At 40.0% G+C, this 23,723-nt stretch carries 18 protein-coding genes; 15 read left to right on the top strand and 3 right to left on the bottom strand.

Annotated elements, in window-relative coordinates; translation table 11 throughout:
* Positions 1-99: 99 nt before the first annotated feature.
* Positions 100-1,335 carry a TMEM143 family protein gene (locus AAGD16_RS12325; protein WP_335675018.1) on the bottom strand — a complete coding sequence of 412 codons (1,236 nt, stop codon included), beginning with the start codon at positions 1,333-1,335 and terminating at the stop codon, positions 100-102.
* Between the two features lie 187 nt (positions 1,336-1,522).
* Between AAGD16_RS12325 and AAGD16_RS12320 the strand changes: the two genes are divergently transcribed.
* From AAGD16_RS12320 to AAGD16_RS12310, 3 genes are all read left to right on the top strand, one after another.
* Positions 1,523-2,107, top strand: a complete 585-nt coding sequence (locus AAGD16_RS12320) for a YqaA family protein (RefSeq protein WP_016900491.1) — start codon at positions 1,523-1,525, stop codon at positions 2,105-2,107.
* 71 nt (positions 2,108-2,178) lie between these two features.
* Positions 2,179-3,078 carry a GGDEF domain-containing protein gene (locus AAGD16_RS12315; RefSeq protein ID WP_024602348.1) on the top strand — a complete coding sequence of 300 codons (900 nt, stop codon included), beginning with the start codon at positions 2,179-2,181 and terminating at the stop codon, positions 3,076-3,078.
* A gap of 75 nt (positions 3,079-3,153) precedes the next feature.
* Positions 3,154-5,757: a DUF2339 domain-containing protein gene (locus AAGD16_RS12310; RefSeq protein WP_377112083.1), complete on the top strand. Its 2,604-nt coding sequence runs from the start codon at positions 3,154-3,156 to the stop codon at positions 5,755-5,757.
* 49 nt (positions 5,758-5,806) lie between these two features.
* Here AAGD16_RS12310 and AAGD16_RS12305 read toward each other — a convergent pair whose 3' ends face one another.
* Positions 5,807-9,247: a PAS-domain containing protein gene (locus AAGD16_RS12305; RefSeq protein ID WP_024602351.1), complete on the bottom strand. Its 3,441-nt coding sequence runs from the start codon at positions 9,245-9,247 to the stop codon at positions 5,807-5,809.
* Positions 9,248-9,708: 461 nt separating this feature from the next.
* On the opposite strand from AAGD16_RS12305, the gene AAGD16_RS12300 reads away from it, so the two are divergent.
* The 12 genes from AAGD16_RS12300 to AAGD16_RS12245 all read left to right on the top strand — a co-directional run bounded on the left by AAGD16_RS12300 (position 9,709) and on the right by AAGD16_RS12245 (position 23,395).
* Entirely contained in the window at positions 9,709-9,972 is a 264-nt protein-coding gene (locus tag AAGD16_RS12300) for a DUF4212 domain-containing protein (RefSeq protein WP_008464847.1), read from the top strand.
* Between the two features lie 10 nt (positions 9,973-9,982).
* The gene (locus AAGD16_RS12295) at positions 9,983-11,707 is read left to right on the top strand and encodes a sodium:solute symporter family protein (protein WP_377112078.1); all 1,725 of its coding nucleotides are present in this window, start codon (positions 9,983-9,985) and stop codon (positions 11,705-11,707) included.
* A gap of 110 nt (positions 11,708-11,817) precedes the next feature.
* The gene (locus AAGD16_RS12290) at positions 11,818-13,656 is read left to right on the top strand and encodes a DUF294 nucleotidyltransferase-like domain-containing protein (protein WP_377112075.1); all 1,839 of its coding nucleotides are present in this window, start codon (positions 11,818-11,820) and stop codon (positions 13,654-13,656) included.
* Between the two features lie 5 nt (positions 13,657-13,661).
* Positions 13,662-14,285, top strand: coding sequence for an exonuclease domain-containing protein (locus AAGD16_RS12285; RefSeq protein WP_377112072.1), 624 nt, complete (start codon positions 13,662-13,664; stop codon positions 14,283-14,285).
* A gap of 122 nt (positions 14,286-14,407) precedes the next feature.
* On the top strand, positions 14,408-14,923 hold the full coding sequence (locus tag AAGD16_RS12280; RefSeq protein WP_377112069.1) for a hypothetical protein: 516 nt from the start codon (positions 14,408-14,410) through the stop codon (positions 14,921-14,923).
* Positions 14,924-15,152: 229 nt separating this feature from the next.
* Entirely contained in the window at positions 15,153-15,899 is a 747-nt protein-coding gene (locus tag AAGD16_RS12275) for an SIMPL domain-containing protein (RefSeq protein WP_377112066.1), read from the top strand.
* Between the two features lie 183 nt (positions 15,900-16,082).
* The gene (gene epd, locus AAGD16_RS12270) at positions 16,083-17,096 is read left to right on the top strand and encodes an erythrose-4-phosphate dehydrogenase (protein WP_016900482.1); all 1,014 of its coding nucleotides are present in this window, start codon (positions 16,083-16,085) and stop codon (positions 17,094-17,096) included.
* A gap of 50 nt (positions 17,097-17,146) precedes the next feature.
* Positions 17,147-18,322: a phosphoglycerate kinase gene (locus AAGD16_RS12265; protein WP_377112063.1), complete on the top strand. Its 1,176-nt coding sequence runs from the start codon at positions 17,147-17,149 to the stop codon at positions 18,320-18,322.
* Between the two features lie 211 nt (positions 18,323-18,533).
* The gene (gene fba / locus AAGD16_RS12260; protein WP_008111197.1) at positions 18,534-19,598 is read left to right on the top strand and encodes a class II fructose-bisphosphate aldolase; all 1,065 of its coding nucleotides are present in this window, start codon (positions 18,534-18,536) and stop codon (positions 19,596-19,598) included.
* A gap of 619 nt (positions 19,599-20,217) precedes the next feature.
* Positions 20,218-20,907 (top strand): phosphate regulon transcriptional regulator PhoB, encoded by a 690-nt coding sequence (gene phoB / locus AAGD16_RS12255; RefSeq protein WP_013465747.1) that lies wholly within the window; start codon positions 20,218-20,220, stop codon positions 20,905-20,907.
* A 93-nt stretch (positions 20,908-21,000) separates the two neighbouring features.
* The gene (gene phoR / locus AAGD16_RS12250; protein ID WP_377112058.1) at positions 21,001-22,347 is read left to right on the top strand and encodes a phosphate regulon sensor histidine kinase PhoR; all 1,347 of its coding nucleotides are present in this window, start codon (positions 21,001-21,003) and stop codon (positions 22,345-22,347) included.
* 79 nt (positions 22,348-22,426) lie between these two features.
* Positions 22,427-23,395 (top strand): PstS family phosphate ABC transporter substrate-binding protein, encoded by a 969-nt coding sequence (locus AAGD16_RS12245; protein WP_013465745.1) that lies wholly within the window; start codon positions 22,427-22,429, stop codon positions 23,393-23,395.
* Positions 23,396-23,463: 68 nt separating this feature from the next.
* Here the strand turns inward: AAGD16_RS12245 and AAGD16_RS12240 are convergent, their stop codons facing one another.
* Entirely contained in the window at positions 23,464-23,703 is a 240-nt protein-coding gene (locus AAGD16_RS12240; RefSeq protein ID WP_377112055.1) for a hypothetical protein, read from the bottom strand.
* Between the last annotated feature and the right edge of the window lie 20 nt (positions 23,704-23,723).

Raw genomic sequence — 23,723 nt, 5'->3', positions numbered from 1 at the left:
AAGATCAACAGACCCTAGCTAATTACTAATTAGGTAATAACGTAAAAAGCAGCTGAAGTGTCAGCTGCTTTTTCGTTGTTATTAAGTAAAGCGTGCAGTTTAATTATATTGAAACAGGTTATCCCAGCGTTCATCTAATATGGCCTTTGCGTGCTCTAGATTTATCGCGTTATATTGGGTGTTTGTGCAGGTTACTAAATGCATACGTTCAAGTTTTTCAAGCGCGTCGCTAATTTCAAAATCTAGCTCGCATTGATACTTAGTTTTAAACCACGTCTCTATTTGCTCATCAAGCGCGTGTGCGCTTAAGCCATTTTTAGATTTTAGTAAAAACGTATACGCAAGCAGGGCTTCTTTAATGTCTTCTTCTTCGGCAGCGTCTATCAGAGTGTGGAATACACCGGCGTTGTTATCTAGGTTTTTAAAGTAGAGATTATCGCTCAGCGCTTTCATAAATTTAATTTTGCGGTTTTTAAATTTACTCCACTCTTTAAAAACAAAACTACCAAATACCCCAATACCAATCGCTAATGTAATAAAGTGCTGCTGAGTCATGGTAACGGCTTCATCTCTAAACCCTCCCCAAAATGCAAACAAAGCAAACAATAAAAGTAATGAGGCGCCCAGTTTGGTAACTAACACCACCGCACCGCCAATAAGTGCAGATGAGCCAATAATAATTTTATCAATCGGGCGCATCCGCACTTCGCTATTCGGAAACAGCATTTCTAAGTCAGCTTTTGGCACATTTTGAAATAGTTTTACTATGGTAGAACTTGGCTCAAACCCCATAGGTAGTTTATTTTTTGATTCAAAATAGGCTTTATCTTTAAAGCGAATAAATACCGCTACGCGGTCGTAGTTGGTAAAATGCAGTGGCTTTTTACGTAAGCCCCAAAAGCTGGTTATGGTTTCGGTGAGTTGCGATTCGCCTCTGCGATAAAAGACCACTTCTTCAAAGTCGTCAAACTCTACCTCTAGGCGTACCTTAAAAAGCGATTCTTCGTTGAGTGCATCTTGTAGGTCTTCATTGGTGATCACTTCAAAATTAGCCGCATTTAATACGTTGGCAAAATCTTTAGCAAAATCGCGTTGGCACTGGGCTTTTTGCTCCTTCGAGACAGGAGCTAACGAGCGAGTGTCGCTATTAGGATCAAACGGTGCGTAATTGTTTTTTAGTGACTCAAGGGTTGAGTGGTAATTATAATGAATCAGGCTGGCGAGCACGTCGCAAAACTGTTTGAAAGAGGTTTGTTGTGCACTATCGGCAAGCTCTTGGCTGCACATGCCTATGATATCTTGCTTTCTAAAAGGAATAAAACGCGCAGTTTGCATAATTAATAATTGTCAGAAAAGTATAATGGCATTGAGCAATAATAAAGTACTCTGGGAAGTATTACTATTTTGCCAATGTTAAATCTATAAATAATAAGGCGTTATATTTTCAGGTTAGATTAACCTAACTGTGCGATGATGCCAGTACCCGCTAAAATATTAATCTCAGTAGTTAAAAGGATGTTTAATGGCTATACAAAAAAAGCTAAAGCAAAAAACGCGTCAGTTTATTGAGTCTAAAAATATGCTCAGCGGTATTACGTTTGCCTCATTTTTAGAATCCACCATAGTGCCCATTCCACTTGAAGCAGTACTGGTGCCATTAATGCAGGCAAGGCGTGAAAAACTGTGGCAAATTGCCCTTATGGCCACAATCGGCTGTGTTATTGGGGCGTTGTTTGGTTATGCGTTGGGTTATTATTTATTTGATGTGATTGGCGATTGGGTTATCAACACATTCTCAAGCCCTGAGCAGTTTGAAAACGTTAAGCAAAAAATGCAGGCACAAGGTTTTTGGTTTGTATTAAGCTTAGGTATTGTGCCTATTCCGTTTCAAATTGCGATGTTGGCCGCTGGTGCAACTAAGTATTCGCTGGCACTGTTTTTAGTGGCATCTGCGATTGCGCGCTCTATACGCTATTTTGGATTAGCGTTAGTGGTATATTATGCAGGCAATCAAGCTGAGCGACTTATCAGTAAACATAAAACTAAAACCATGATTGGGTTAACTATTTTAGTTGCTATTGGCTGGGTTGTTAGCACACTAATATAAATCAATCCGTTTTATAATTTGTGGTATAGTTTTTAATAGTAATTATAAAAATAATGTAAATATCGCCTATGATGAACCCGGAAAAAGTGAGTCTAAAGTTAAGCCATTTTGTTAAAATTACCAGATTAAATAAGCTGTTAATTTTGATGACGCTGGCGTTTATTATCGCTTTCTCAATTTTTTCGTTGATGTACTTTCCCCGATTAGACATAACCCAAAACCTCTATGGCTTTACCACTGACTTTATTAATTTAGTGGTGATTTTTGCTATTTTTTTTGTAGTGCAATGTTCACGGTTAGCTAAAAAAGCGTATTTATATGTCAGTATCGGTTTAATGCTATGGATTGTAGGTTCTACTGCCGATGTGCTTGATGAAGTGATACGTCAGCCTTTTTGGATAAGTAATTACGTAGAAGACTTATGCCGCACATTAGGTATGCTAATTACCGCTTATGGTTTATTTAAAACCATGCACTTTATGCAGCGAATGCACAACCGGTTAGCGCAAGAGTTTATTATGGATGATTTAACGAAAGTGTATAACCGTCGCTGCTTTTATCAGCATGTGAAGGGGGTTGTTAATAATCCTTACACTGTTTTAATTATAGATCTCGACCACTTTAAACGTATTAATGACGATTATGGCCACGATGTGGGCGATAAGGTGCTTAAACAGTTTGCTGATAAAGTGAACCGTCTTTTTAAAGATGAAAATATTTTTGCTCGTATAGGTGGTGAGGAGTTTGCCGCTTACCTGCCTAGTTATGAGCTTGATGAAGTACTTAACTTTTCGCAGACTATTCTAGAGACGGCTCGTACTATTACAGTACAAAATCAGCGTTCTTTAACGGTCAGTATCGGTATTGCACATCGTACAAGCGACCAGACCTTTGATAATGTAATGAAACGTGCTGATCAAGCATTATACCGCGCTAAAAAAGCAGGCCGTGATCGCCTTGAGGTTGCTTAACCATCGTAATTTTATGGTATAAGCTTTGTTTGTAATTTTTTGGGTACTTGTTTTGTAAAATAAAAAAGGGACTGTATGGATGAGTTAATCGGATTAGCAATCATTATATCTATTGCGATTGTTGCAGGAGGCGTATGTGGTTTAGTTGCCTTAGTGCAATTAAACGGCTTAAAACAAGAGATTGCAGTATTAAAATTCAAGCTATCACAGTATGAGTTAAACTCAAATACAGTCCCTAGCGAATCCCCTGTAAACACACAACCAGATAACGCAAAATCTTTAAACCGCGCAGACATTCCTGCCTCTGTTTATAAACCAGCAAGCATTAAACATACGCCACTACCTAAAGTAGCAATTAAAAAGCCATCGAGTATTGAACTGCTTTTTAAACAATTACGTGCAGGCTTTGAACAAAACTGGATGACCTGGATTGGTGCTATTGCTTTGGCTTTAGGTGGCGTGTTTTTAGCCAAATACAGTTTAGAGGCGGGGCTACTTTCACCTGCAATGAGGCTCAGTGCCGGTGGATTATTTGGCATTGGCTTAATCGCAGCAGCGTATTATTTACATTATAAACGTATTGTTTTTGAAGGCTTTAATAATTACATTCCTGCAGCCCTTGCCAGTGGCGGCTTTATGACTTGCTTTGCCTTAATGTTTTTGGCCTATAACAGCTTTACCATGCTAAGTGCTGAGTGGGCATTTATTGGCTTAGCAGTGATTGCTCTTTGCGCCAGTGCAATGGCGATTAAGTTAGGTCCTTTACTTGCTGTAATTGGCATTATAGGCGCATACAGTGTTCCTATTTGGGTAAATACGGGCAGTGGTCAGTTATTTTCTTTACTTATTTATGTTGCACTTGTGAGTGTTGCCGCAGCGGTTGTGGCACATAAAGTACAGCGAGTGTGGTTGTGGTATTTACTATGGGTAGGGCATATAGGCTGGTACTTGGTTGGACTCACTCTATTTAACTACGACACAGTGTGGTTAATAGGCGCTTATGCGTTACTAAGTATTTTAGGCTTAATCGCTATTGCACGTTTAGGTTTGGGCTTTAATACCCTTGAAGTGCGCCCGCACAGCTTCAAACGATTAGTTAACTTATTTCCAGATCACGGATTATTACTGGCCTTTATGGCGCCTTTAATGATTTCCATGCTATTGAGTTTGTTTAATTTACAATGGCAAATCGTGGCGTTGTTAAGCATCGCTTTGTTACTATTTTTAGTGTTAAAAAATAGCCGTTGGGATGCATGGCAAGGGGTTTCTTTAGTGATTGCGCTGTTACTAGTGATCAGTGCTAAACAAACTTATGCCTTTGATGATGCGTTATTTATTTTTAAAAACGAATATGGGCTAGGCTTATTACTTGCTCTGGGGTTAAGTGGCTATGGACTCTATTTTGGTAATAAATACTCAAAACGATTAGCTTTTCATTTGCTTGCTTCATTAAGTGTGTTTGCATTAGTTGGCACTTTGTATGCGATGATCCCAAATACGGCTTTAGCAACCGCTTATCCACTTTGGGCGGTATTGTTATGTTTAATGAGTGCGGTGTTAATTAAATTTACGCAAAATAATACAACCTTATGGCAGCGTTTTAGTTATTGGGTGGGAGCAAACGCCAATATCACTTTAGCAATTACTATGCTACTGAGCGATAGCGGCCTTACCATTGCACTGGCTATTCAAGTATTACTGCTGAGCTTATTAATAAAAAAATACAGTGTGGCTATGCCACACTGGCCAATAAAAGCCCTTGTGGCGGCATTACTTTTACGCCTTACCTTATCGCCGTGGACGCCTAGTTATGATTCTCTAACTATCTTTGGTTTGCATTGGAGCTTAGTTGTTTACCCGCTGTGTATTGGGTTATTTTTTGCAGCGGCTAAATGTTTTAATACTTCAAAACTAAAAATATGGTTAGAGGGGGCAGCACTGCATTGTTTAGCGTTATTTGTGACAACCGAAACCAGTTATCAACTGGTAGGGCACTACCCTCAGTTGTTTTCTTTAAGTTTTTATGAGCAAGTTTTGCTCAGCTGTAACTTGCTTGCTTTAGGCTGCGTTTATTTATATCGCGCGCAAAGTGCAGGGCAGCTGGGTAAGTTATACCGCACTGCAGGTTTGATTTTATCAGCGTTAGCTGGCTTATTATTAATCAATACAACGTTGGATGATAATCCGTTATTAATGCGTCTTTATGTTGGTGAAACGCCAATATTTAACTGGGTGCTTTTAATCTGGTTCGTCCCGAGCCTGCTGGCGTTATGGTTAGCGAGTTTAGTTAAATCGTTAAATGCTAAATTGAGTCAAATTACACTCGGTGTGTCTGGTTTATTAGCGGTATTAGCTATCAACGCCTTGATCCGCCAATATTGGCAAGGCGGCTTTATTTACCTTGATAAGGCAACCAGTGACGCCGAGCTATATAGCTATTCGGTTATTTGGTTATTACTTGGCGCATTGGTGGTGATTGCCGGACATTTAAAACAGCTGCGGTTATTACAAAATGTCGGTTTGGGGATTCTTGGTGCGGTAATCGTTAAAGTATTTTTAATTGATATGGCTAATTTAACTGGGCTTTTAAAGGCATTATCGTTTATTGGCTTAGGGCTTTCGTTAGTCGGGCTTAGTTGGTTGTTCCAAAAACTAAGAAAGCGTAATTATAGCAATTAAGCATAGCTTTAAGCCCAGTATTTTACTGAGCTTAAGCGTTTATTGGGGGTTAAGTACTATGATTAAGCAGGGCCTTAAGTTTACCTGGTTTTACTGGTTTACTTAGGTAATGAATATTTTCAGCTTTGGTTGTTTGTTTTAGCTCGGTGTCACGCACCGCGGTAATTAAAATTGCCGGAATGTCGCTTTGCCAAGTCTCTCGCAGTGTTTTAATTAAAGTAATGCCATCCCAATCATTACCTAATTGATAATCCATTAAAATAACATCGGGCGCTGCATGCGCTTTAGCATACGCTAACACAGCATCAACTTTGTCGAATAAGGTGTAATTTGCCCGCCATTTTTTCAATAAGCTGGCCATCGCGGCTAAGTTTTCAGGATCGTCGTCAACGGCAATAATATTAATCGCAGCGCGGTTGTCTACGATATTTTGATTTGTTTGTTTTTGTTGCACTAATTGCGCATCACCATAAGGCACTTCTATACTAAATCGACTGCCTTTATTAGGTAAAGAAACCACATCAATCGGCAGGCTCAGTAAATCAGCCATACGTTTAACTACCCCTAGACCAAGGCCTACGCCTTTATTGTCGCCCGCTTCAATTCGGTAAAAGTCGTTAAATATTTTTGCCTGTTCAATATCGCTAATGCCCGGGCCTGTATCCCATACTTCTATTCGTAAACTGTGTTTTCGATTTCTGCAGGCAATTAGCACTCGGCCATTTTCGGTGTATTTAATCGCATTAGACAGCAAGTTTTGTAGTATTCGGCGCAAGTAGGTAATGTCACTATGCACTATTTGCTTATTTGAGCGCACTGTAAATGACAGTCCTTTATCGCTCGATAAAATGGCATATTCACTTTTGAGAGGGTCTAAAATATCGTCAATACAAAAGTGACGTGGGCTTGGGGTCATTGCGCCTTGTTCTAATTTTGCAATTTCGAGTAAGGCCGACATTAAATGCACAGTTGAATCTAAACTGTCGCCAAGCTTATTAAAATTATTTTTATTCGTGGTGTCTAGTTGTGTTTCGTCAATCGCGGCAAGGTATAAACGTGCAGCATTTAATGGCTGTAAAATATCGTGACTGGCCAATGCTAAAAAGCGAGTTTTACTATCATTGGCTTGTTCTGCCTCGCGCTTGGCCAAAGTAAGTGCTTGCTCTGTTTGTACGCGGCTATCTATTTGTGCTTGTAGATTACTATTAATCGTTTGTACTTCTTGGGTGCGCGCTTCAATACGGTTTTCTAAGTCCATATTAATTTCTTCTAGCGCATTTTGAGTACTAATGTGATTAGTAATATCAGAAAAACTAGTCACAAATCCGCCATCAGGAAGTGGGTTACCGATCATTTCATACACTTGGCCGTTTCGACGATGGCGAATAAAGTGATGTGAACTACCATTTTTTAAATGCTGAACTCGCTTATCAACATGACGGTCAATTTCACCTGGGCCACATTCACCGCGCTCTGCGTTATACCGGATTATTTCCTCAATAGGTTGGCCAACTTGCAAAAAGCCCTCGGGGTAATTAAACATTTCACTGTAGCGCTTATTCCAAGCCACGAGGTTTAGGTCTTTATCAACAACGGATAGGCCATGGCTTAAGTTCTCTAACGAGGTAAACAATAAGTTTTGATTAAACTGCAGTGCTTGTGTGGTTTCATCAAAAAAGTTTACCACCTCTTCAAACGCCATGCGTTTGCCCGATGATACGGTATGAATAAGTGCTTGCGCTGATGAGGCACCTAATACCCCAGTAAGCGCACGTTCGCAGTAAGCAATAAAGTCAGCGCGAGGGTGAGCATTGTTGTCGTTTAAGTCGTGATGAAGCGCATAGTGTGATAATACTTGCTGGCTACGTTGAATGCCTAAAAAGGTCTGTAGCAGTATTTTGAAGTCGTATACCGTGGCTTTTACATTTTTATTTAAGCGACGCGATAAAATAGCCTGATCTTTAGGATTAACAAAAGCAGCCGCTTGAATTTTGTCGATTAAGCGCTCTTCAGCCCCTAGCGAAAAACTAATGTAACAGCCAATATTAGCAAACAAAGCGATAAGTGTACCGCGCGTTATTAGGGTTTGTTGTAACTCACTGTCTAGTGGGTTGGGGGCATCTAAAATAGGCAACATTAAAAACAGCACCCAACATATCACGCCGGCGAGTAGTCCAGCATAAACCCCATAGGCATGGCCTTTTCGCCAATATAAACCACCCACAATGGCAGGCAATAGTTGCGATACCAATGAAAAAGCAACCAATCCCATACTAGCCAGTGCACTGCCATTTCCAAACCATTGCTGATAGAAGTAAGCTAAAATAAGTACTCCGGCAATGGTAAATCGACGCACTAGTAAAATACGTGATTTATAGCTGCTGGTAATTAAGTTACGTTTAAATTTACGACGTAACATTAACGGCAGTACCACATCATTTGAGATCATGGTACTTAACGTTAATGTGGCTACAACAATCATGGCTGTAGCTGCTGAAAGCCCCCCAATAAACACAAACGTAGTCAAAAAAGCATTATTGTGCAGCATAGGTAAGGCAAGTACAAAGCTGTCTGGTGATAAGCTGCGGCCTATTTCTGGGTGAATCGCAGCGGTGGCAATAGGTAAAATCATTGCTGCTGTTAGTAATAAATACAGTGGGAAGGCCCAACGCGCAGTGAATAAATGGCGCTTATCTTGGTTATCGACCACGGTTACATGAAATTGGCGTGGCAAACAAATAATAGCCGCTGCTGCCATAAGTGACTGGCCGATAAAATTAAAACTAAAAAAGTCAAAGTGTGTCCAGTGCATCCAAATAGACTCGGCAACTTGACTGCTACTTTGGGTAGGTAAATTAAATAAGCTGTATATCGCAAGCCCTGCAACGGCGGCTAAGGCAAACAGTTTAACTAGAGATTCAAACGCCACAGCGAGCATTAAACCTGAACGGTATTCGGTTACATCAACTTTGCGCGTGCCAAAAAATATAGCAAATAGCGCCATCATTAACGTGGCCGATAGCGCTAAAATATCCCCTGATATCTGATTGCTGTTTTGTAGGAGTAAAAAGCTAGAGCTGAGTGCTTTTAATTGCAATGCAATGTACGGAATGGTGGCCAATAAGGCGATTATTGTCACCATAATGGCGGTGGTTTGACGCTTACCATAGCGGGCTGAAATAAAGTCGGCAATAGTGGTGATATTTTGTTTTTTACTCACCAGTACCAGTTTACGTAAAAAGCCTTGACCGAAAAAAAACAATAAAGCGGGGCCTAACAATATAGGTAAAAAACTCCAGCTGCTGGTCGCTGCTGTGCCTACTGAGCCGTAGTAAGTCCATGAAGTGCAATAAATACCTAGTGCAAATGAATACACAAACGGGTGATGACTAATACGCTTGGCAAGTGGCGTGGTTTTATCCCCCCAATTAGCCAGCCAAAACAGCACGCCTATGTAGCCAAAGGCAACAATGAGTAGTACAGCCGTCATGTTTATTTAACCTTGTAGAATATTTTTATAATTTGCCATAACTATACCCAAACTATTTCAAGATGCGAGCGTCAGTTGGCGTTTGAGGTAGTTTGGGTTTTTACAATACTTGGTTGCGGGTTAAATAGGGGGTATACATTTTATTTATATTATCTATAAATAAAATAAGGTATTGATTTTTAATGTTTTATTTTAAATTGGTTATTTAGTTAGACTAATGTCTTATTCTCACGCTTTACTCAAAAATTGGCGTAAACACCTCGCAAATAAATTAATTAACTTACTGAAATTAAAGTAGTTCACTTGTTGTTTACTAATTAAGCGCCTACAGTTTACGAAAACGTTAACATGTTGTTACGACTATTGTCGCAATTCAATATTTGAGTAGCGTTGCTAAATTGATTAACGAATATAAAAAACCACCCATCGTAATCTTGCGATGTTTAAAGGGGAAAATAAAAATGGCTTTTAAAAATGAAGAACAAGCAAAAGCTTATTGGGCAGAAAACATTTCATTACTGTTTAAGTTATTAGCGGTATGGTTTGTGGTCTCTTTTGGCTTTGGCATATTACTTGTAGATGTACTAAATGAAGTACGTTTTTTTGGGTTTAAACTTGGCTTCTGGTTCGCCCAGCAAGGCGCGATTTATACCTTTGTAGCTTTGATTTTTGTGTACGTTTTCAAAATGAATACGTTAGATAAAAAATATGGCGTAGACGAATAGGAGCTAAGCAATGGATGTTCAAATACTCACTTTTATAATCGTCGGTTTAAGCTTTGCGCTTTATATCGGCATTGCAATCTGGGCTCGTGCAGGGTCAACAAATGAATTCTATGTTGCCGGTGGTGGTGTACCTCCACTAGCCAATGGTATGGCAACTGCTGCGGATTGGATGAGTGCTGCGTCATTTATTTCAATGGCAGGTATTATTTCGTTTGCTGGCTATGACGGTAGTGTTTACTTAATGGGGTGGACGGGTGGTTATGTACTACTGGCCATGTGTTTAGCGCCTTACTTACGTAAATTCGGCAAGTTTACTGTGCCAGACTTTATCGGGGATCGTTACTACTCACGTACTGCGCGTTTAGTGGCTATTTTATGTGCCATCTTTATTTGTTTTACTTACATTGCGGGTCAAATGCGTGGTGTGGGTGTGGTGTTCTCTCGTTTCTTAGAAGTTGAAATTGAAACCGGCGTTTACATCGGCATGATAATTGTTTTCTTTTATGCTGTACTTGGTGGCATGAAAGGCATTACTTACACGCAAGTTGCGCAGTACTGTGTACTGGTATTTGCTTATTTAGTACCGGCTATTTTCATCTCGATGATGGCAACCGGTCACTTTTTCCCACAAACAGGGTTTGGTGCCACGCTAAGTGATGGTTCAGGCATGTATGTATTGGATAAATTAGATGGTTTAAGTACTGAGTTGGGCTTTGGCCAATACACTGAAGGCTCGAAGAGCATGATTGATGTATTTGCAATCACAGGTGCTCTTATGGTGGGTACTGCTGGTTTACCACATGTAATTGTTCGCTTTTTCACTGTACCTCGCGTAAAGGACACACGTATTTCAGCGGCGTGGACACTGGTGTTCATTGCTATTGTTTACACAACAGCACCTGCAGTAGCTTCGTTTGCCCGTGTAAACATGATTGACACCATTAATGGTAAAGACGGTAGCGGCACAGCGTATGCAGATGCGCCTGCATGGATCAAAAACTGGGAACGTACGGGCCTAATTACCTTTAATGATAAAAATGGTGACGGCAAAATGTTTTACACATCAGGTAAAATCACTGACCCTAATAGCGCGAACGAAGTAAACGTTGACCGCGATATTATGGTACTAGCGAACCCTGAAATTGCCGACTTACCAGCATGGGTTATTGCACTCGTTGCTGCTGGTGGTATTGCCGCGGCACTATCGACTACAGCGGGCTTACTATTGGTTATTTCAACCTCAGTATCGCACGATTTGCTAAAACGGACACTCAAACCGGATATAACCGACAAGCAAGAATTACTTGCAGCGAGGTTAGCAGCGATGATTGCTATTGTAATATCCGCCTACTTTGGGATTAACCCGCCAGGATTTGTGGCCTCGGTTGTAGCCTTTGCCTTCGGCTTAGCAGCAGCGAGCTTCTTCCCTGCAATTATTATGGGTATTTTCTCTAAATCAATGAACAAATTTGGTGCGATTGCAGGCATGGTAACGGGTATTACCTTTACTGCTGCATACATCATCTACTTCAAGTTTGTGAGCCCAGAGCTTAATAGCCCAGAAAATTGGTTCTTAGGTATTTCACCTGAAGGGATTGGTTTAGTAGGTATGATCATTAACTTTGCAGTAGCTGCAGGTGTTATGAAAATGACTCAACCGACACCAGTTGAAATCCAAGAAATGGTGGAAGGCATTCGTAATCCTAAAGGGTCTAGTGAAGCACATGCTCACTAATCCATATAGCTAATGATATAACGCATCAAAGCCCGACTTAAGTCGGGCTTTTTATTTGTTTAAAAAATGACTACATTTCAGGTTAAGTCGCTTTTTATTGAGGATGATTTATGAGTAGTGAGCAACAGGAAGTCGCGCAGTTTATTAACAAGCAAGCACCATTTTCAATGTTACAGGACAGCGCCTGCAGTTATTTTGTTAACCATCTCGATAGTATTTATTTGACCCGAGAAAACCAAACGCAATGGCTTAACAGTGAACAGCCTAAGTTATTTTTAATCCGCTCCGGGTTATACGATTTAGTCGATGCCAAAGGCGATACGGTAACGCGTTTAACCCAAGGTGATTACTTTGGTTACCCCTCTTTACTAACGGGAGATGCAATTCAAAACAGTTTAGAAGTACAAAAAGAGGGCATAGTATATATGCTCGACCAAACGCATTTTGATTATTTACGCCGAGAATATAAAGCCTTTGAGCAATACTTTGTCCGTGCACATGCAAATCGATTACTGTCATCGCATTATAAGAGCAACAACGACAGTTGGTCTGAGCGTAAAATATCAGAGATCATGACTCGCAAAGCGATAACGCTGCCCCCCGATGCCAGCATCCGTCATAGTGCTAAAAAAATGCAAGAGCATGGGGTTTCTTCAATAATGATCACCGAAAACTCGCACCTTGTTGGGGTGGTTACTGACCGTGATTTACGTAATCGAGTGCTTGCTGATGAGGTGGAGCCCGCGCAAGCTATCAATAGTATTATGACCAATAAGCCTAAGTTTATATTTGAAAATAATCGTGTGTTTTCAGCGCTACACTTAATGCTTAAGCATAATATTCATCATTTACCTGTGCTTGATGAAAATCATAAACCGCTAGGTATGATCACTAGTACAGACTTACTACGCCAACAAAAAAGCGACCCTGTCCAGCTCATTGGTCGTATTTACAAAGCGCATAATGTCGCTGATTTAAAGCGTTACGCTAAAGAAATTCCTGAGTTATTAAAGGGGTTTTCTAATAATATTGATGATATTTCACTGATTGGAAAACTACTCAGCGGTTTAACCGATGCGCTAACCTCGCGGCTAATATTTTTATTTCAACAACAACATGGTGTTGCACCTACGAGCTTTAGCTTTATTTGTTTTGGCTCTCAAGCGCGCGAAGAGCAAACACTGCATTCTGATCAAGATAACGGCTTGTTATTACCCGATGGTCTAAACGATGAGCAGCACGCGTACTTTAAACAAATGGGTGAATTTGTTTGTGAAAACTTAGTTGAATGCGGTATTCGTCGTTGCCCTGGTAACATTATGGCCAGCAGTGATGCGTGTCGAATGAGTGTTAGTGATTGGCGGGCGAAGTTTTTAAAGTGGATCACCAGCCCCACACCCCAGGCAATGCTCAACTGTAAAATATTTTTTGATCTGCGTTTTATTGAGGGATCAACCACGCTTTATAGCCAGTTTTGTGAAGAGTTAACCCATATTTCTCGCAACGATCTTTTTTATGCGGCAATGGCCAGCGATGTGAATACCAACAGCGCGCCGATTGGTTTATTCAATAACTTTAAAACCGAGAAAACCGAGCAGCACCACAAATACATTGATCTTAAAAAGCGCGGGGTTGTGATCATTAACGATCTGGCAAGGCTGTATGCATTAAAAGTAGGCATCCGCCGTGCTAACACCCAAGAGCGATTAGACGCCTTATTAAAGTATTCATTGTTAAGCAAAGAGGATATTTATAATTTAAAAGATTGTTGGCGATTTTTAACTCAACTTAGGTTGCGTACACAAATAAACGAAGAGGGGTTACCCAGCAATTGTATAAACCCAGATAAGCTCAATTCGTTAGAGCGTCATCAGCTTAAAGAAGCGTTTTACCTAGTAAAACAAGCGCAGCAAGGCGCGGCGTTTAAATTTGCGCGTGGGAGTTTGTAACAACAATGGTTAAGCAGCTTATTACTCGTTATTTAAAGCGCCGCCATTTGCTCGTGCAAAGTGCTTTAAAGCAACGTTACTTAGTAATTGATTTGGAATTAACAGGGCTTGATCCTAAACAACATGAAATTGTCTCGGTTGCTTGGGTACTGATTGATAACGAATGTATCAAAAACAGTCAGTCGCAGCATTTGGTTAATAAAGAGGTGAAAAGTCTAGAGCAGAGCCCCGTTTTTCATGGCATTAGTACTGACTCGGTGGCACAAGGGCAAAGTCTACAAAGCATTATAACGTCTTTAAGCGCTCACTTTAGTGACTGTATTTTAGTATTTCATAATGCCATGCTCGATTGGGGTTTTATAAAGTTAGCACTAAAAAATGCAGGGATCACCCAGCGCCCCAAGTTGATTATCGATACCTTACAAATAGAAAAAAAGCGTCTGCTAAAACATAGCTCAGATATAAAATTAGACGATTTAACTCTTAATGAATGTCGTAAACGCTACGACTTACCAAGCTATCATTGTCATCACGCCCTTACCGATGCACAAGCTACTGCTGAGTTGTTATTAGCCCAATGCCATCAAATAAGCGCCGGTAAAGAACTTAAAGTAGGCGATCTAACGTAGGTTGGGTAGAGCGAAGCGAAACCCAACTACAATATAGATTTTCTTTTAATACAGTTACTTCGTAGTAGAGCATTTACTTTTATCATTATGTGTATAAATATGGGATATAAATAAGAAAAACTATGAGTAAAGAATTGTCTGAAAAAGTAGGAAATTGGGAAAAATACTTTGAATACTCAAAAGAAACTCTAGCTAATGAAGAGGTACGTCTTAACAACTTAGATGAAAAGGCTACAAAGTTTATTGGTGTCACCACTATATTAGTAGCTTTATTAGGTATTTTGTTTTCAACATTATTTAAAAGCTTTATTTTCACTAACAGTTTTTTTGGATATTTATCTATAGGTTCTCTAATTTTGGGAGTCAGCATGCTTCTATCTTCGATTGTTTTCTCTTTGCAAGCTTTGAAGCTTAAAGAAACTAATAGGATGCCATTAGATAAACAAACAGACGATCTATTTTTCCAAAGTACAATGGAAGATGTTTATGTAAAACTAATTAAATCTATACAAGTTTCATATAATAGTTTTAGAGAAGTGGCAGAGCTAAAAGTAAAAAAACTTGAAATTGCATTTAATGAGCTGCTTGGTTCAATATTTTTTATTGTTTCGGGCTTAATTCTATTATTTATAAGGTAAAACTTATGTCCGATGAAAAAAATAAAGTACCACAACAAAATCCCTTAGATACAACCACTCCGCTTGATATGGTAAGAGCGAAAAACGAAAAAGAGAAAAAATAGAATAACTAAAGCTATTCGCTTAAAAATGTCTCTACGCTTGTACTTTGTAAGCGTCTTTAAGCTTATGTATCTAGTTTCTGTAAAACATAATACAAAAACTTTTTTCAGAAATTCAAGGAACGAATATGAAACTTATCATCGCTATTTTTATTACCTTATTCCCTCTTATTACTTTTGCTAATTCAAGCGTGCCAGCTAATCGTCATATTGCAGTGCAGGGGTCAGCTGAGGTATTTGTTGAGCCAGATATGGCTCAAATTATATTTGAAGTAAAAAGCACTGAAGATACATTACTTGAGGCTAAAGGTGAGCTTGATGGCCGGATTAGCTTGCTACTTGAACAATCAGACAAATACGGTTTTGGCCAAGACGATGTTTATATATCTGGTTTAAAAAGCAAGTTATACACTATGATTGGTACAGAATCTGGGACTGTTTCAGGCGATAAATATTTAGCCCTGAAAACAGTTAAAGTCACATTAAAAGATATTAAAAAAGTCGATGAATTTATTAATTTTGCTCAAAGCTTAAAAATAGACAATATCGAAAAAATTAATGGTTTATCCTCTAAAGTTAATCAGTTAGAGGCAGAGGCAACACAATTAGCAATCGATAACGCAAAAGCGAAGGGAAATAAGCTCGCTCAAGCTTTTGGCGCTGAACTTGGCAACGTTTACAGTATCAGTGCAAATTCCAGCAGCTCAGATTACGATTATGACGCGGGCGGTGTTAAGCACATTATTTTATCTAGCCACAGAAATAGTATGGTTGCTAGTAATAACGAGAATCCATTTATGCAGCAGCAATATTTAGGCGCAACAATAAGCGTTAAAGCATCAATAAAGGTGGTGTTTGATTTAAAACTAAAATAGCAAACAGTGCAAATACCCACTAGCAGGGCTAAAAGTAAAAGTGCAGTGTGTGTTGATTATGACGTTAATTTAAAGTTTCTAATGCTTGGCTCTTATAATCACAGGCAAGGTCGATTACAATACCGCCATCTAAAAGGCGACGCTGCCTTTCTCTGTACGTAACTAGAGTGGATTTTATATTTCATGGCAATCAAACTTGCAATTAATGGTTTTGGTCGTATTGGTCGAAATATTGTCCGTGCACTATACGAATCAGGCTTAAGCGACGAGATCAAAATTGTTGCAATTAACGAACTAGCCGACCCTGAAGCTATTGCCCATTTATTAAAATACGACACCTCTCATGGTCGTTTTGCTTTTCCAGTTAAACTAGGTGAAGACACTATCAGCGTTGCTGATGACACCATTGCGTTATTTTGTGAACAAAATCCAGTTGAATTACCGTGGCAAACGTTAGATGTTGATGTGGTGCTTGAATGTACGGGGGTTTACCACTCACGTGAGCACGCACAGTTACATTTGACTGCGGGCGCAAAAAAGGTGCTGTTTTCACATCCTGCGGATAATGATGTTGATGCCACTATTGTTTACGGTATTAATGACGATGAGCTTAAAAGCGAGCATACTATTGTCTCTAATGGCTCGTGTACCACCAACTGCGTTGTTCCTGTTATTAAAGTACTCGATGATGCTTTTGGCATTGAATCAGGTGCTATTACGACCATTCATGCGTCAATGAACGATCAGCAAGTGATTGATGCGTATCATCATGATTTACGCCGTACGCGTGCCGCCAGCCAGTCTATTATTCCTGTAGATACAAAATTAGCCCGTGGTATAGACCGTATTTTACCTAAATTTAAAGGTCGCTTTGAGGCCATTGCGGTCCGTGTACCGACCATTAATGTGACGGCGATGGATTTAAGTGTCACGGTTAATGCAGATGTAGATTTAAGTGCGGTTAATAATGCGCTTAAAGCACAAGCTAAAGACCGCCTTGAAGGTATTTTAAGTTACACCGAAGAGCCGTTGGTATCGGTTGATTTTAACCATGACCCACATTCTTGTATCATAGATGGCACACAGACACGTGTTAGTCATAAACGACTGATAAAGTTATTAGTTTGGTGTGATAACGAGTGGGGATTTGCGAATCGCATGCTCGATACCGCGCGTGCTATGATGGCATTTAAGTAATATTTAAAACGTATTTTTCAGGTTCAGTATCGTTAACTAAGGAGATGTTCATGTCGGTCATTAAAATGGCAGATTTAGATTTAAACGGCAAACGCGTATTAATTCGTGAAGATTTAAATGTACCCGTTAAAGCAGGAAAAGTGACGTCAGATGCACGTATTCGTGCTGCGTTACCTACTATCAAACTAGCGTTAGAGAAAGGCGCGAAAGTGATGGTTATGTCACACCTTGGCCGTCCTACGGAAGGGCAATACGAAGACGAGTTTTCATTGGCTCCGGTTGTCGATTACTTAAATGATGCACTTGAGCAAACAGTTCGCCTAGAAAAAGATTACCTAAACGGCGTTAATGTTGCAGATAACGAAGTCGTTGTTTTTGAAAACGTGCGTTTTAATAAAGGCGAGAAAAAAGACGACGAAACCTTATCAAAGCAATTAGCTGCATTATGTGACGTGTACGTAATGGATGCCTTTGGTACTGCGCATCGCGCACAAGCATCAACGCATGGTGTAGGTTTATTTGCTGATGTAGCGTGTGCCGGTCCATTATTATCGGCTGAACTTGAAGCGCTAGGTAAAGCACTTGATAACCCAGCCCGTCCGTTAGTGGCGATTGTGGGTGGTTCTAAAGTGTCAACTAAGTTAACCGTACTTGATTCGTTATCTAAAATTGTTGACCAGCTTGTTACCGGTGGCGGTATTGCTAATACCTTTATTGCCGCTGCAGGTTACCCTGTAGGTAAGTCCCTTTTTGAGGCTGACTTAATGGACGAAGCTAATCGCTTATGTGCAGCAGCAAAAGCTAACAATGGTGAAATTCCGGTACCGACAGATGTTGTTGTGGGTAATGAATTCTCAGAATCAGCTGTAGCTACACTTAAAGATGTAAGCGAAGTCACTAGCGACGATATGATTTTTGATATTGGCCCTGATACAGCAAACAAACTTGCAAAAATTATTGCTAATGCGGGCACCGTTGTATGGAATGGCCCAGTGGGTGTTTTTGAATTTGATCAGTTCGGTAATGGTACACGTGCTATTGCCCAAGCAATTGCTGATTCAAAAGCGTTTTCAATTGCAGGCGGTGGTGACACTTTAGCAGCAATTGACAAGTACGGCATTAGTGACAAAGTTTCGTATATTTCTACCGGTGGTGGTGCTTTCTTAGAGTTTTTAGAAGGTAAAAAACTGCCAGCAGTAGTGATGTTAGAATCACGTGCTAAGTAATACGTAAAGTATTAGCTAGCCGTTAGGCAGATGTGGAGTGTTCGCATCTGCTACACTTAACTGATAAATACCTCTCACTTTTATTTATTAGTTATTTAATTCGAATTTTAGGCATTGAGCTTTAAGGTTCGAGGTGCAGTTATTGCACCAAACTAACAAATCCGTTCAAACTAGATAGTTTAATGACTATCGATAAATTGGAGAATACCCAATGGCTTTAATCAGTATGCGACAACTTCTGGATCATGCCGCTGAGCATGGTTACGGTGTACCCGCGTTTAATGTAAATAACCAAGAGCAAATGCGTGCAATTATGGAAGCGGCTGATAAAACAAACAGCCCTGTTATTGTGCAAGGTTCTGCGGGCGCACGTGCGTATGCCGGTGCACCTTTTATTCGTCATATGATTTTAGCGGCAGTTGAAGAATGGCCACATATCCCCGTGGTTATGCATCAGGATCACGGTACATCACCAGGTGTATGTCAACGTTCAATTCAGTTAGGTTTTTCATCAGTAATGATGGATGGCTCGTTAATGAGCGATGGTAAAACTCCGTCAAGCTACGATTACAACGTTGATGTAACACGTAAAACAGTTGAAATGGCACATGCATGTGGTGTTTCAGTTGAGGGTGAGCTAGGTGTATTAGGTTCACTTGAAACCGGTGAAGCGGGTGAAGAAGACGGCGTTGGCGCTGAGGGTAAACTTACCACAGAGCAAATGCTAACGAATCCAGAAGAAGCGGCAGACTTTGTAAATAAAACCCATGTTGATGCGCTGGCTATTGCCTGTGGTACATCACACGGTGCCTATAAATTTACGCGTCCACCAACCGACGACATTTTAGCAATTGATCGTATTAAAGAAATTCATGCGCGTATACCAAACACACATTTAGTAATGCATGGTTCGTCTTCAGTACCACAAGAGTGGTTAGAGGTGATCAACCAATACGGTGGTGAGATCCCAGAAACTTACGGCGTGCCAGTTGAGCAAATTGTTGAAGGTATTAAATACGGTGTGCGTAAGGTAAACATTGATACTGACTTACGTTTAGCTTCTACCGGTGCGATTCGTCGTCATTTAGCAATGAACCCGTCTAACTTTGACCCACGTAAGTTCTTAGCCGCTGCAACGCAAGCAATGACTGACATTTGTATCGCCCGTTACGAAGCGTTTGGTACTGCAGGTCAAGCAAGTAAAATTAAGCCAATTTCATTGGATGAAATGCACCTTAAATACTTAAGCGGTGAGTTAAACCCAAAAATAAAATAATGAGCCAATAACGGCGATACTCTCGCACTCATTATAAAAAGCCAGTTGCTTACGCACTGGCTTTTTTGATCTGTAAGAGATCAGTATTTTACTTACCGATAAATCTGGGATCACTCGATTACTAACTAACCTTATCTGGGATCATTACTTTACTAAGTGAAGGGCTTAAAGTGACACATTTTGTATTTTTAAGTGTCGAACATCATAATTGATGGATAAAAATCACACAGTAAATCATTGGCTTAGCTTTGTTAGTGGGTAAAATAGTGATCCGAAAAGGGATCTGCTTGATAAAACTCTGATCCTTGTAATTAAGATCATAATAAACCTGATCTAAATAGGTGCCGACTTTTATTATTAAGCCTAAAAATAGCTGCTAGTTAGTAATTTAATGATCCCAAGTTAATATCATAAATAATGCCTTTAATAACGACTCACTTAACTGCAAACCGCTTTTTTATTTACTGCTCAAGATGATAAAAATATGACATATTCAATTCTTTGTTACTATTTTGTGTTTTTTTTAGTCTCATTTTAATTTAGACGTTACACTTTAATAAAAATGTCATACTTAGTCATAATAATGAAACCTACTCAATAGCCTAAGAGATAAATTGGAATGTCACGTAAAGTATTAGTCGTTGATGACGAAGCACCTATCAGGGAAATGTTGGTTTTTGTTTTAGAACAAAATGGCTTTCAAGCCATTGAGGCAGAAGATTATGATTCTGCAATAGCCGCAATGGTTGAACCTTATCCAGATATGGTGTTACTCGATTGGATGCTACCTGGTGGTAGTGGAATTCAAATTGCTAAAAAATTCAAACAAAATGAACACACACGCCAAATCCCTATCATTATGCTGACTGCTCGCGGCGAAGAAGAAGACAAAATACGCGGTTTAGAAGTGGGCGCTGATGATTACGTTACTAAGCCGTTTTCACCTAAAGAGTTAATGGCGCGTATTAAAGCGGTTATTCGCCGAGTAGCACCTACCTCTTTAGAAGAAGCAATTGAAGTGCATGGCCTGCGCTTGGACCCTATTTCGCATCGTGTTACCTCAGGGGGCAGTGAGCTTGATATGGGGCCAACCGAATTTAGACTGTTACACTTTTTTATGACCCATCCAGAGCGTGTTTACAGCCGAGAGCAACTGCTTGATCATGTATGGGGCACGAATGTGTATGTTGAAGACAGAACCGTAGATGTTCATATTCGTCGCTTGCGTAAAGCGATTGCTACGCTTGGACATGACCGCTTAGTACAAACGGTACGCGGAGCTGGTTATCGCTTTTCGAGTAAACTATAGTGTGCTTAAAATTAAGCTTACTTAGTTAAGTAGCAATCTATTAACCTAGCTCAGTCAACTTGTCTGCTAGCGTTTATAAGGTAAAGAGCGTGTATGTATCGAGTTATTAACAAGCAGGCGCTAACAAAGCGGCTGTTTGTCTATTTTATACCTTTACTTTTAATTGGGGTGCTTATTGGTGCCCCATTTTTGATGTTGTTTTTGGGCGCTTTTTCGCTACTTATGTGGCATTACCATCAACTTTATCGGTTAAGTGATTGGCTGCATAACCAGCGCAGTTTTAACCCACCAGAAGGGGAAGGGTCGTGGGAGCAAGTATTTGAAGGTATTTACCAGCTGCAACATCGTAATCGTAAAAAGCGTAACGAACTGGCAGAGCTGATACGCCGTTTTCGTGACGGTGCTGAGGCGGTGCCTGATGCTGTTGTTGTATTGCAAAACGATTTATCAATTGTGTGGTGTAATCAACTTGCACTCAAAGTGTTAGGGTTACAATGGCCGGTTGATCATGGTCAGCGTTTAGATAACCTCATTCGCGATCCTAAATTTGCTAAATATATGCGCCGTAAAGAGTTTAGTGATGCACTGGAGCTTGAAAGTGGCCACAGTGTTGAGCAAGTTCTTGAATTTAGGGTTATGCCCTATGCCAATACACAGTTGTTGGTGGTAGTACGCGATGTTACTCGCTTAAAGCAACTTGAGCAGATGCGTAAAGACTTTGTTGCTAATGTGTCTCATGAGCTCAGAACCCCTTTAACGGTTGTTACCGGCTACCTTGAAATGCTCGATAGTGATTCACTTCCCCCGCCTGCAATGTGGAATAAAGCACAAACTACCATGCTAGAGCAATGTAAACGCATGGATAGTTTAGTGAATCAGTTACTTTCTTTATCACGTATTGAAGGCGCAAAACGCCACAGTAATGATAAGGCAGTAAAGGTACCGCAATTGCTAAAACTGATTGAAACTGAGGCACAGTCTATAAATCAAGATAAAGGCCATCAACTTATTTTTAATATTGATGCGTCACTTGATATTACCGGTGCTGAGGATGAGCTCAGAAGTGCGTTTTCAAACTTAGTATTTAATGCCATTCATTATACTAAGCCAGGTGGTAAAATTGAGGTGTGCTGGCAGCGCAACAATGAACAGGCATGTTTTAGTGTTACCGATAATGGTGATGGTATTGCACCAGAGCATATAAATCGCTTAACTGAGCGTTTTTACCGGGTCGATAAAGCCAGAAGCCGCACCACAGGTGGCTCAGGATTAGGCTTAGCAATTACTAAACATGTACTTACTCGCCATGGTAGCCAATTAAAAATTAACAGTGAACTGGGTAAAGGCTCCTGTTTTTCTTTTGCGTTTTCAAGCGATAGGCTGATCTCTATTCCGCCATTAGTGACGAGTAATACTGCTAGTCATAAAAGTGTCATTTAAGAGTCACACCATTGTCATGTACTCACTTTAGAGTGAACCGCAGTTAGGAAATGGGACGAACAAACTGGAGAACCCCAAAATGAAATTTAAAAACTTAGTTGCCGCAATGGGTGTGGCTGTTACAACATTTGTATCTGCGCAAGCAGTAGCATTAGAAGACGGTATGCCTGAGTATCAAAAAATTAGCGGTGTATCAGGTAACTTTTCATCGGTAGGGTCTGATACGTTAGCCAACATGATGACCTTTTGGGCTGAAGAATATAAGCGTATTTACCCAAATGTAAATATTCAAATTCAAGCGGCAGGTTCGTCTACTGCGCCACCAGCATTAACAGAAGGAACGGCAAATTTAGGTCCAATGAGCCGTGCTATGAAGTCGAAAGAAATTGAAGCATTTGAAAAGCGCTATGGCTATAAGCCAACACAAGTACGTGTAGCAATTGATGCATTGGCGGTATTTGTTCATAAAGATAACCCAATTGAAGGGCTGCGTATTGACCAAATCGATGCTATTTTCTCATCAACACGTAAATGTGGCGCACCAGAGCAAGTAAACCGCTGGAGTGATGTTGGTCTAGAAGGTGATTGGGCTGCAAAAGACGTGCAATTATATGGACGTAACTCAGTATCAGGGACTTACGGTTACTTTAAAAAGAAAGCCTTATGTAAAGGCGATTTTCGTAATAACGTGAACGAGCAACCGGGTTCAGCTTCTGTTGTACAGTCAATTTCAGCATCACTAAATGCCATTGGTTATTCTGGCATTGGTTATAAAACATCGGGTGTGCGTACTGTTCCTTTATCTAAAAAAGGTACTAACTTTGTTGATGCCACGCTTGAAAACGTAGCTCAAGGTAAATACCCACTATCACGTTTCTTATATGTTTATGTAAATAAACACCCAAATAAGCCACTTGGCCCAGTTGAAGCTGAGTTTTTAAAGATGGTACTTTCGCAAGAAGGTCAAAAAATTGTAGAAAAAGATGGTTATGTGCCACTTTCTGCAAAGCTAGTTGAAGTTGAGTTGAAAAAGTTAGGCTTAAAATAAACCGCTAATAATTAAAAAACCGCTCAAATGAGCGGTTTTTTTTGGTTTACAATTTATGCCGATTGATATTAGTCAGCTTTACTTAAGTTTTCAGCTTGTACTTTACATTGATTATACGCTTCGATGCATTTAGATGAGCAAACCTGTGACTTAAGGCTGTCGGTGGTTGTTTGTTGTTCACAGCTGGTTTCGCATTGATAACTTTGCTGAGCGCATTGGTTAAGTGCTGGATTACCTGCTTGGCTTTGGCACCCTGCCAATGCTGCAAAAGAAAAAGCCACTAGAGTGGTTTTAATAACAGTTTTCATACTTATCCTTAAAGTGAGGC

Origin of the sequence: Pseudoalteromonas sp. M58, from assembly GCF_042604605.1 — a bacterium.
GTDB lineage: Bacteria > Pseudomonadota > Gammaproteobacteria > Enterobacterales > Alteromonadaceae > Pseudoalteromonas > Pseudoalteromonas tetraodonis.
Note: the sequence above shows the minus strand (reverse complement) of the source record. Positions and strands in the feature narration are given on the sequence as shown.

Coding starts and splice junctions, on each gene's coding strand:
- AAGD16_RS12325 (WP_335675018.1), bottom strand. CDS start 1,335: ATGCAAACTGCGCGTTTTATTCCTTTTAGAAAGCAAGATATCATAGGC.
- AAGD16_RS12320 (WP_016900491.1), top strand. CDS start 1,523: ATGGCTATACAAAAAAAGCTAAAGCAAAAAACGCGTCAGTTTATTGAG.
- AAGD16_RS12315 (WP_024602348.1), top strand. CDS start 2,179: ATGAACCCGGAAAAAGTGAGTCTAAAGTTAAGCCATTTTGTTAAAATT.
- AAGD16_RS12310 (WP_377112083.1), top strand. CDS start 3,154: ATGGATGAGTTAATCGGATTAGCAATCATTATATCTATTGCGATTGTT.
- AAGD16_RS12305 (WP_024602351.1), bottom strand. CDS start 9,247: ATGACGGCTGTACTACTCATTGTTGCCTTTGGCTACATAGGCGTGCTG.
- AAGD16_RS12300 (WP_008464847.1), top strand. CDS start 9,709: ATGGCTTTTAAAAATGAAGAACAAGCAAAAGCTTATTGGGCAGAAAAC.
- AAGD16_RS12295 (WP_377112078.1), top strand. CDS start 9,983: ATGGATGTTCAAATACTCACTTTTATAATCGTCGGTTTAAGCTTTGCG.
- AAGD16_RS12290 (WP_377112075.1), top strand. CDS start 11,818: ATGAGTAGTGAGCAACAGGAAGTCGCGCAGTTTATTAACAAGCAAGCA.
- AAGD16_RS12285 (WP_377112072.1), top strand. CDS start 13,662: ATGGTTAAGCAGCTTATTACTCGTTATTTAAAGCGCCGCCATTTGCTC.
- AAGD16_RS12280 (WP_377112069.1), top strand. CDS start 14,408: ATGAGTAAAGAATTGTCTGAAAAAGTAGGAAATTGGGAAAAATACTTT.
- AAGD16_RS12275 (WP_377112066.1), top strand. CDS start 15,153: ATGAAACTTATCATCGCTATTTTTATTACCTTATTCCCTCTTATTACT.
- epd (WP_016900482.1), top strand. CDS start 16,083: ATGGCAATCAAACTTGCAATTAATGGTTTTGGTCGTATTGGTCGAAAT.
- AAGD16_RS12265 (WP_377112063.1), top strand. CDS start 17,147: ATGTCGGTCATTAAAATGGCAGATTTAGATTTAAACGGCAAACGCGTA.
- fba (WP_008111197.1), top strand. CDS start 18,534: ATGGCTTTAATCAGTATGCGACAACTTCTGGATCATGCCGCTGAGCAT.
- phoB (WP_013465747.1), top strand. CDS start 20,218: ATGTCACGTAAAGTATTAGTCGTTGATGACGAAGCACCTATCAGGGAA.
- phoR (WP_377112058.1), top strand. CDS start 21,001: ATGTATCGAGTTATTAACAAGCAGGCGCTAACAAAGCGGCTGTTTGTC.
- AAGD16_RS12245 (WP_013465745.1), top strand. CDS start 22,427: ATGAAATTTAAAAACTTAGTTGCCGCAATGGGTGTGGCTGTTACAACA.
- AAGD16_RS12240 (WP_377112055.1), bottom strand. CDS start 23,703: ATGAAAACTGTTATTAAAACCACTCTAGTGGCTTTTTCTTTTGCAGCA.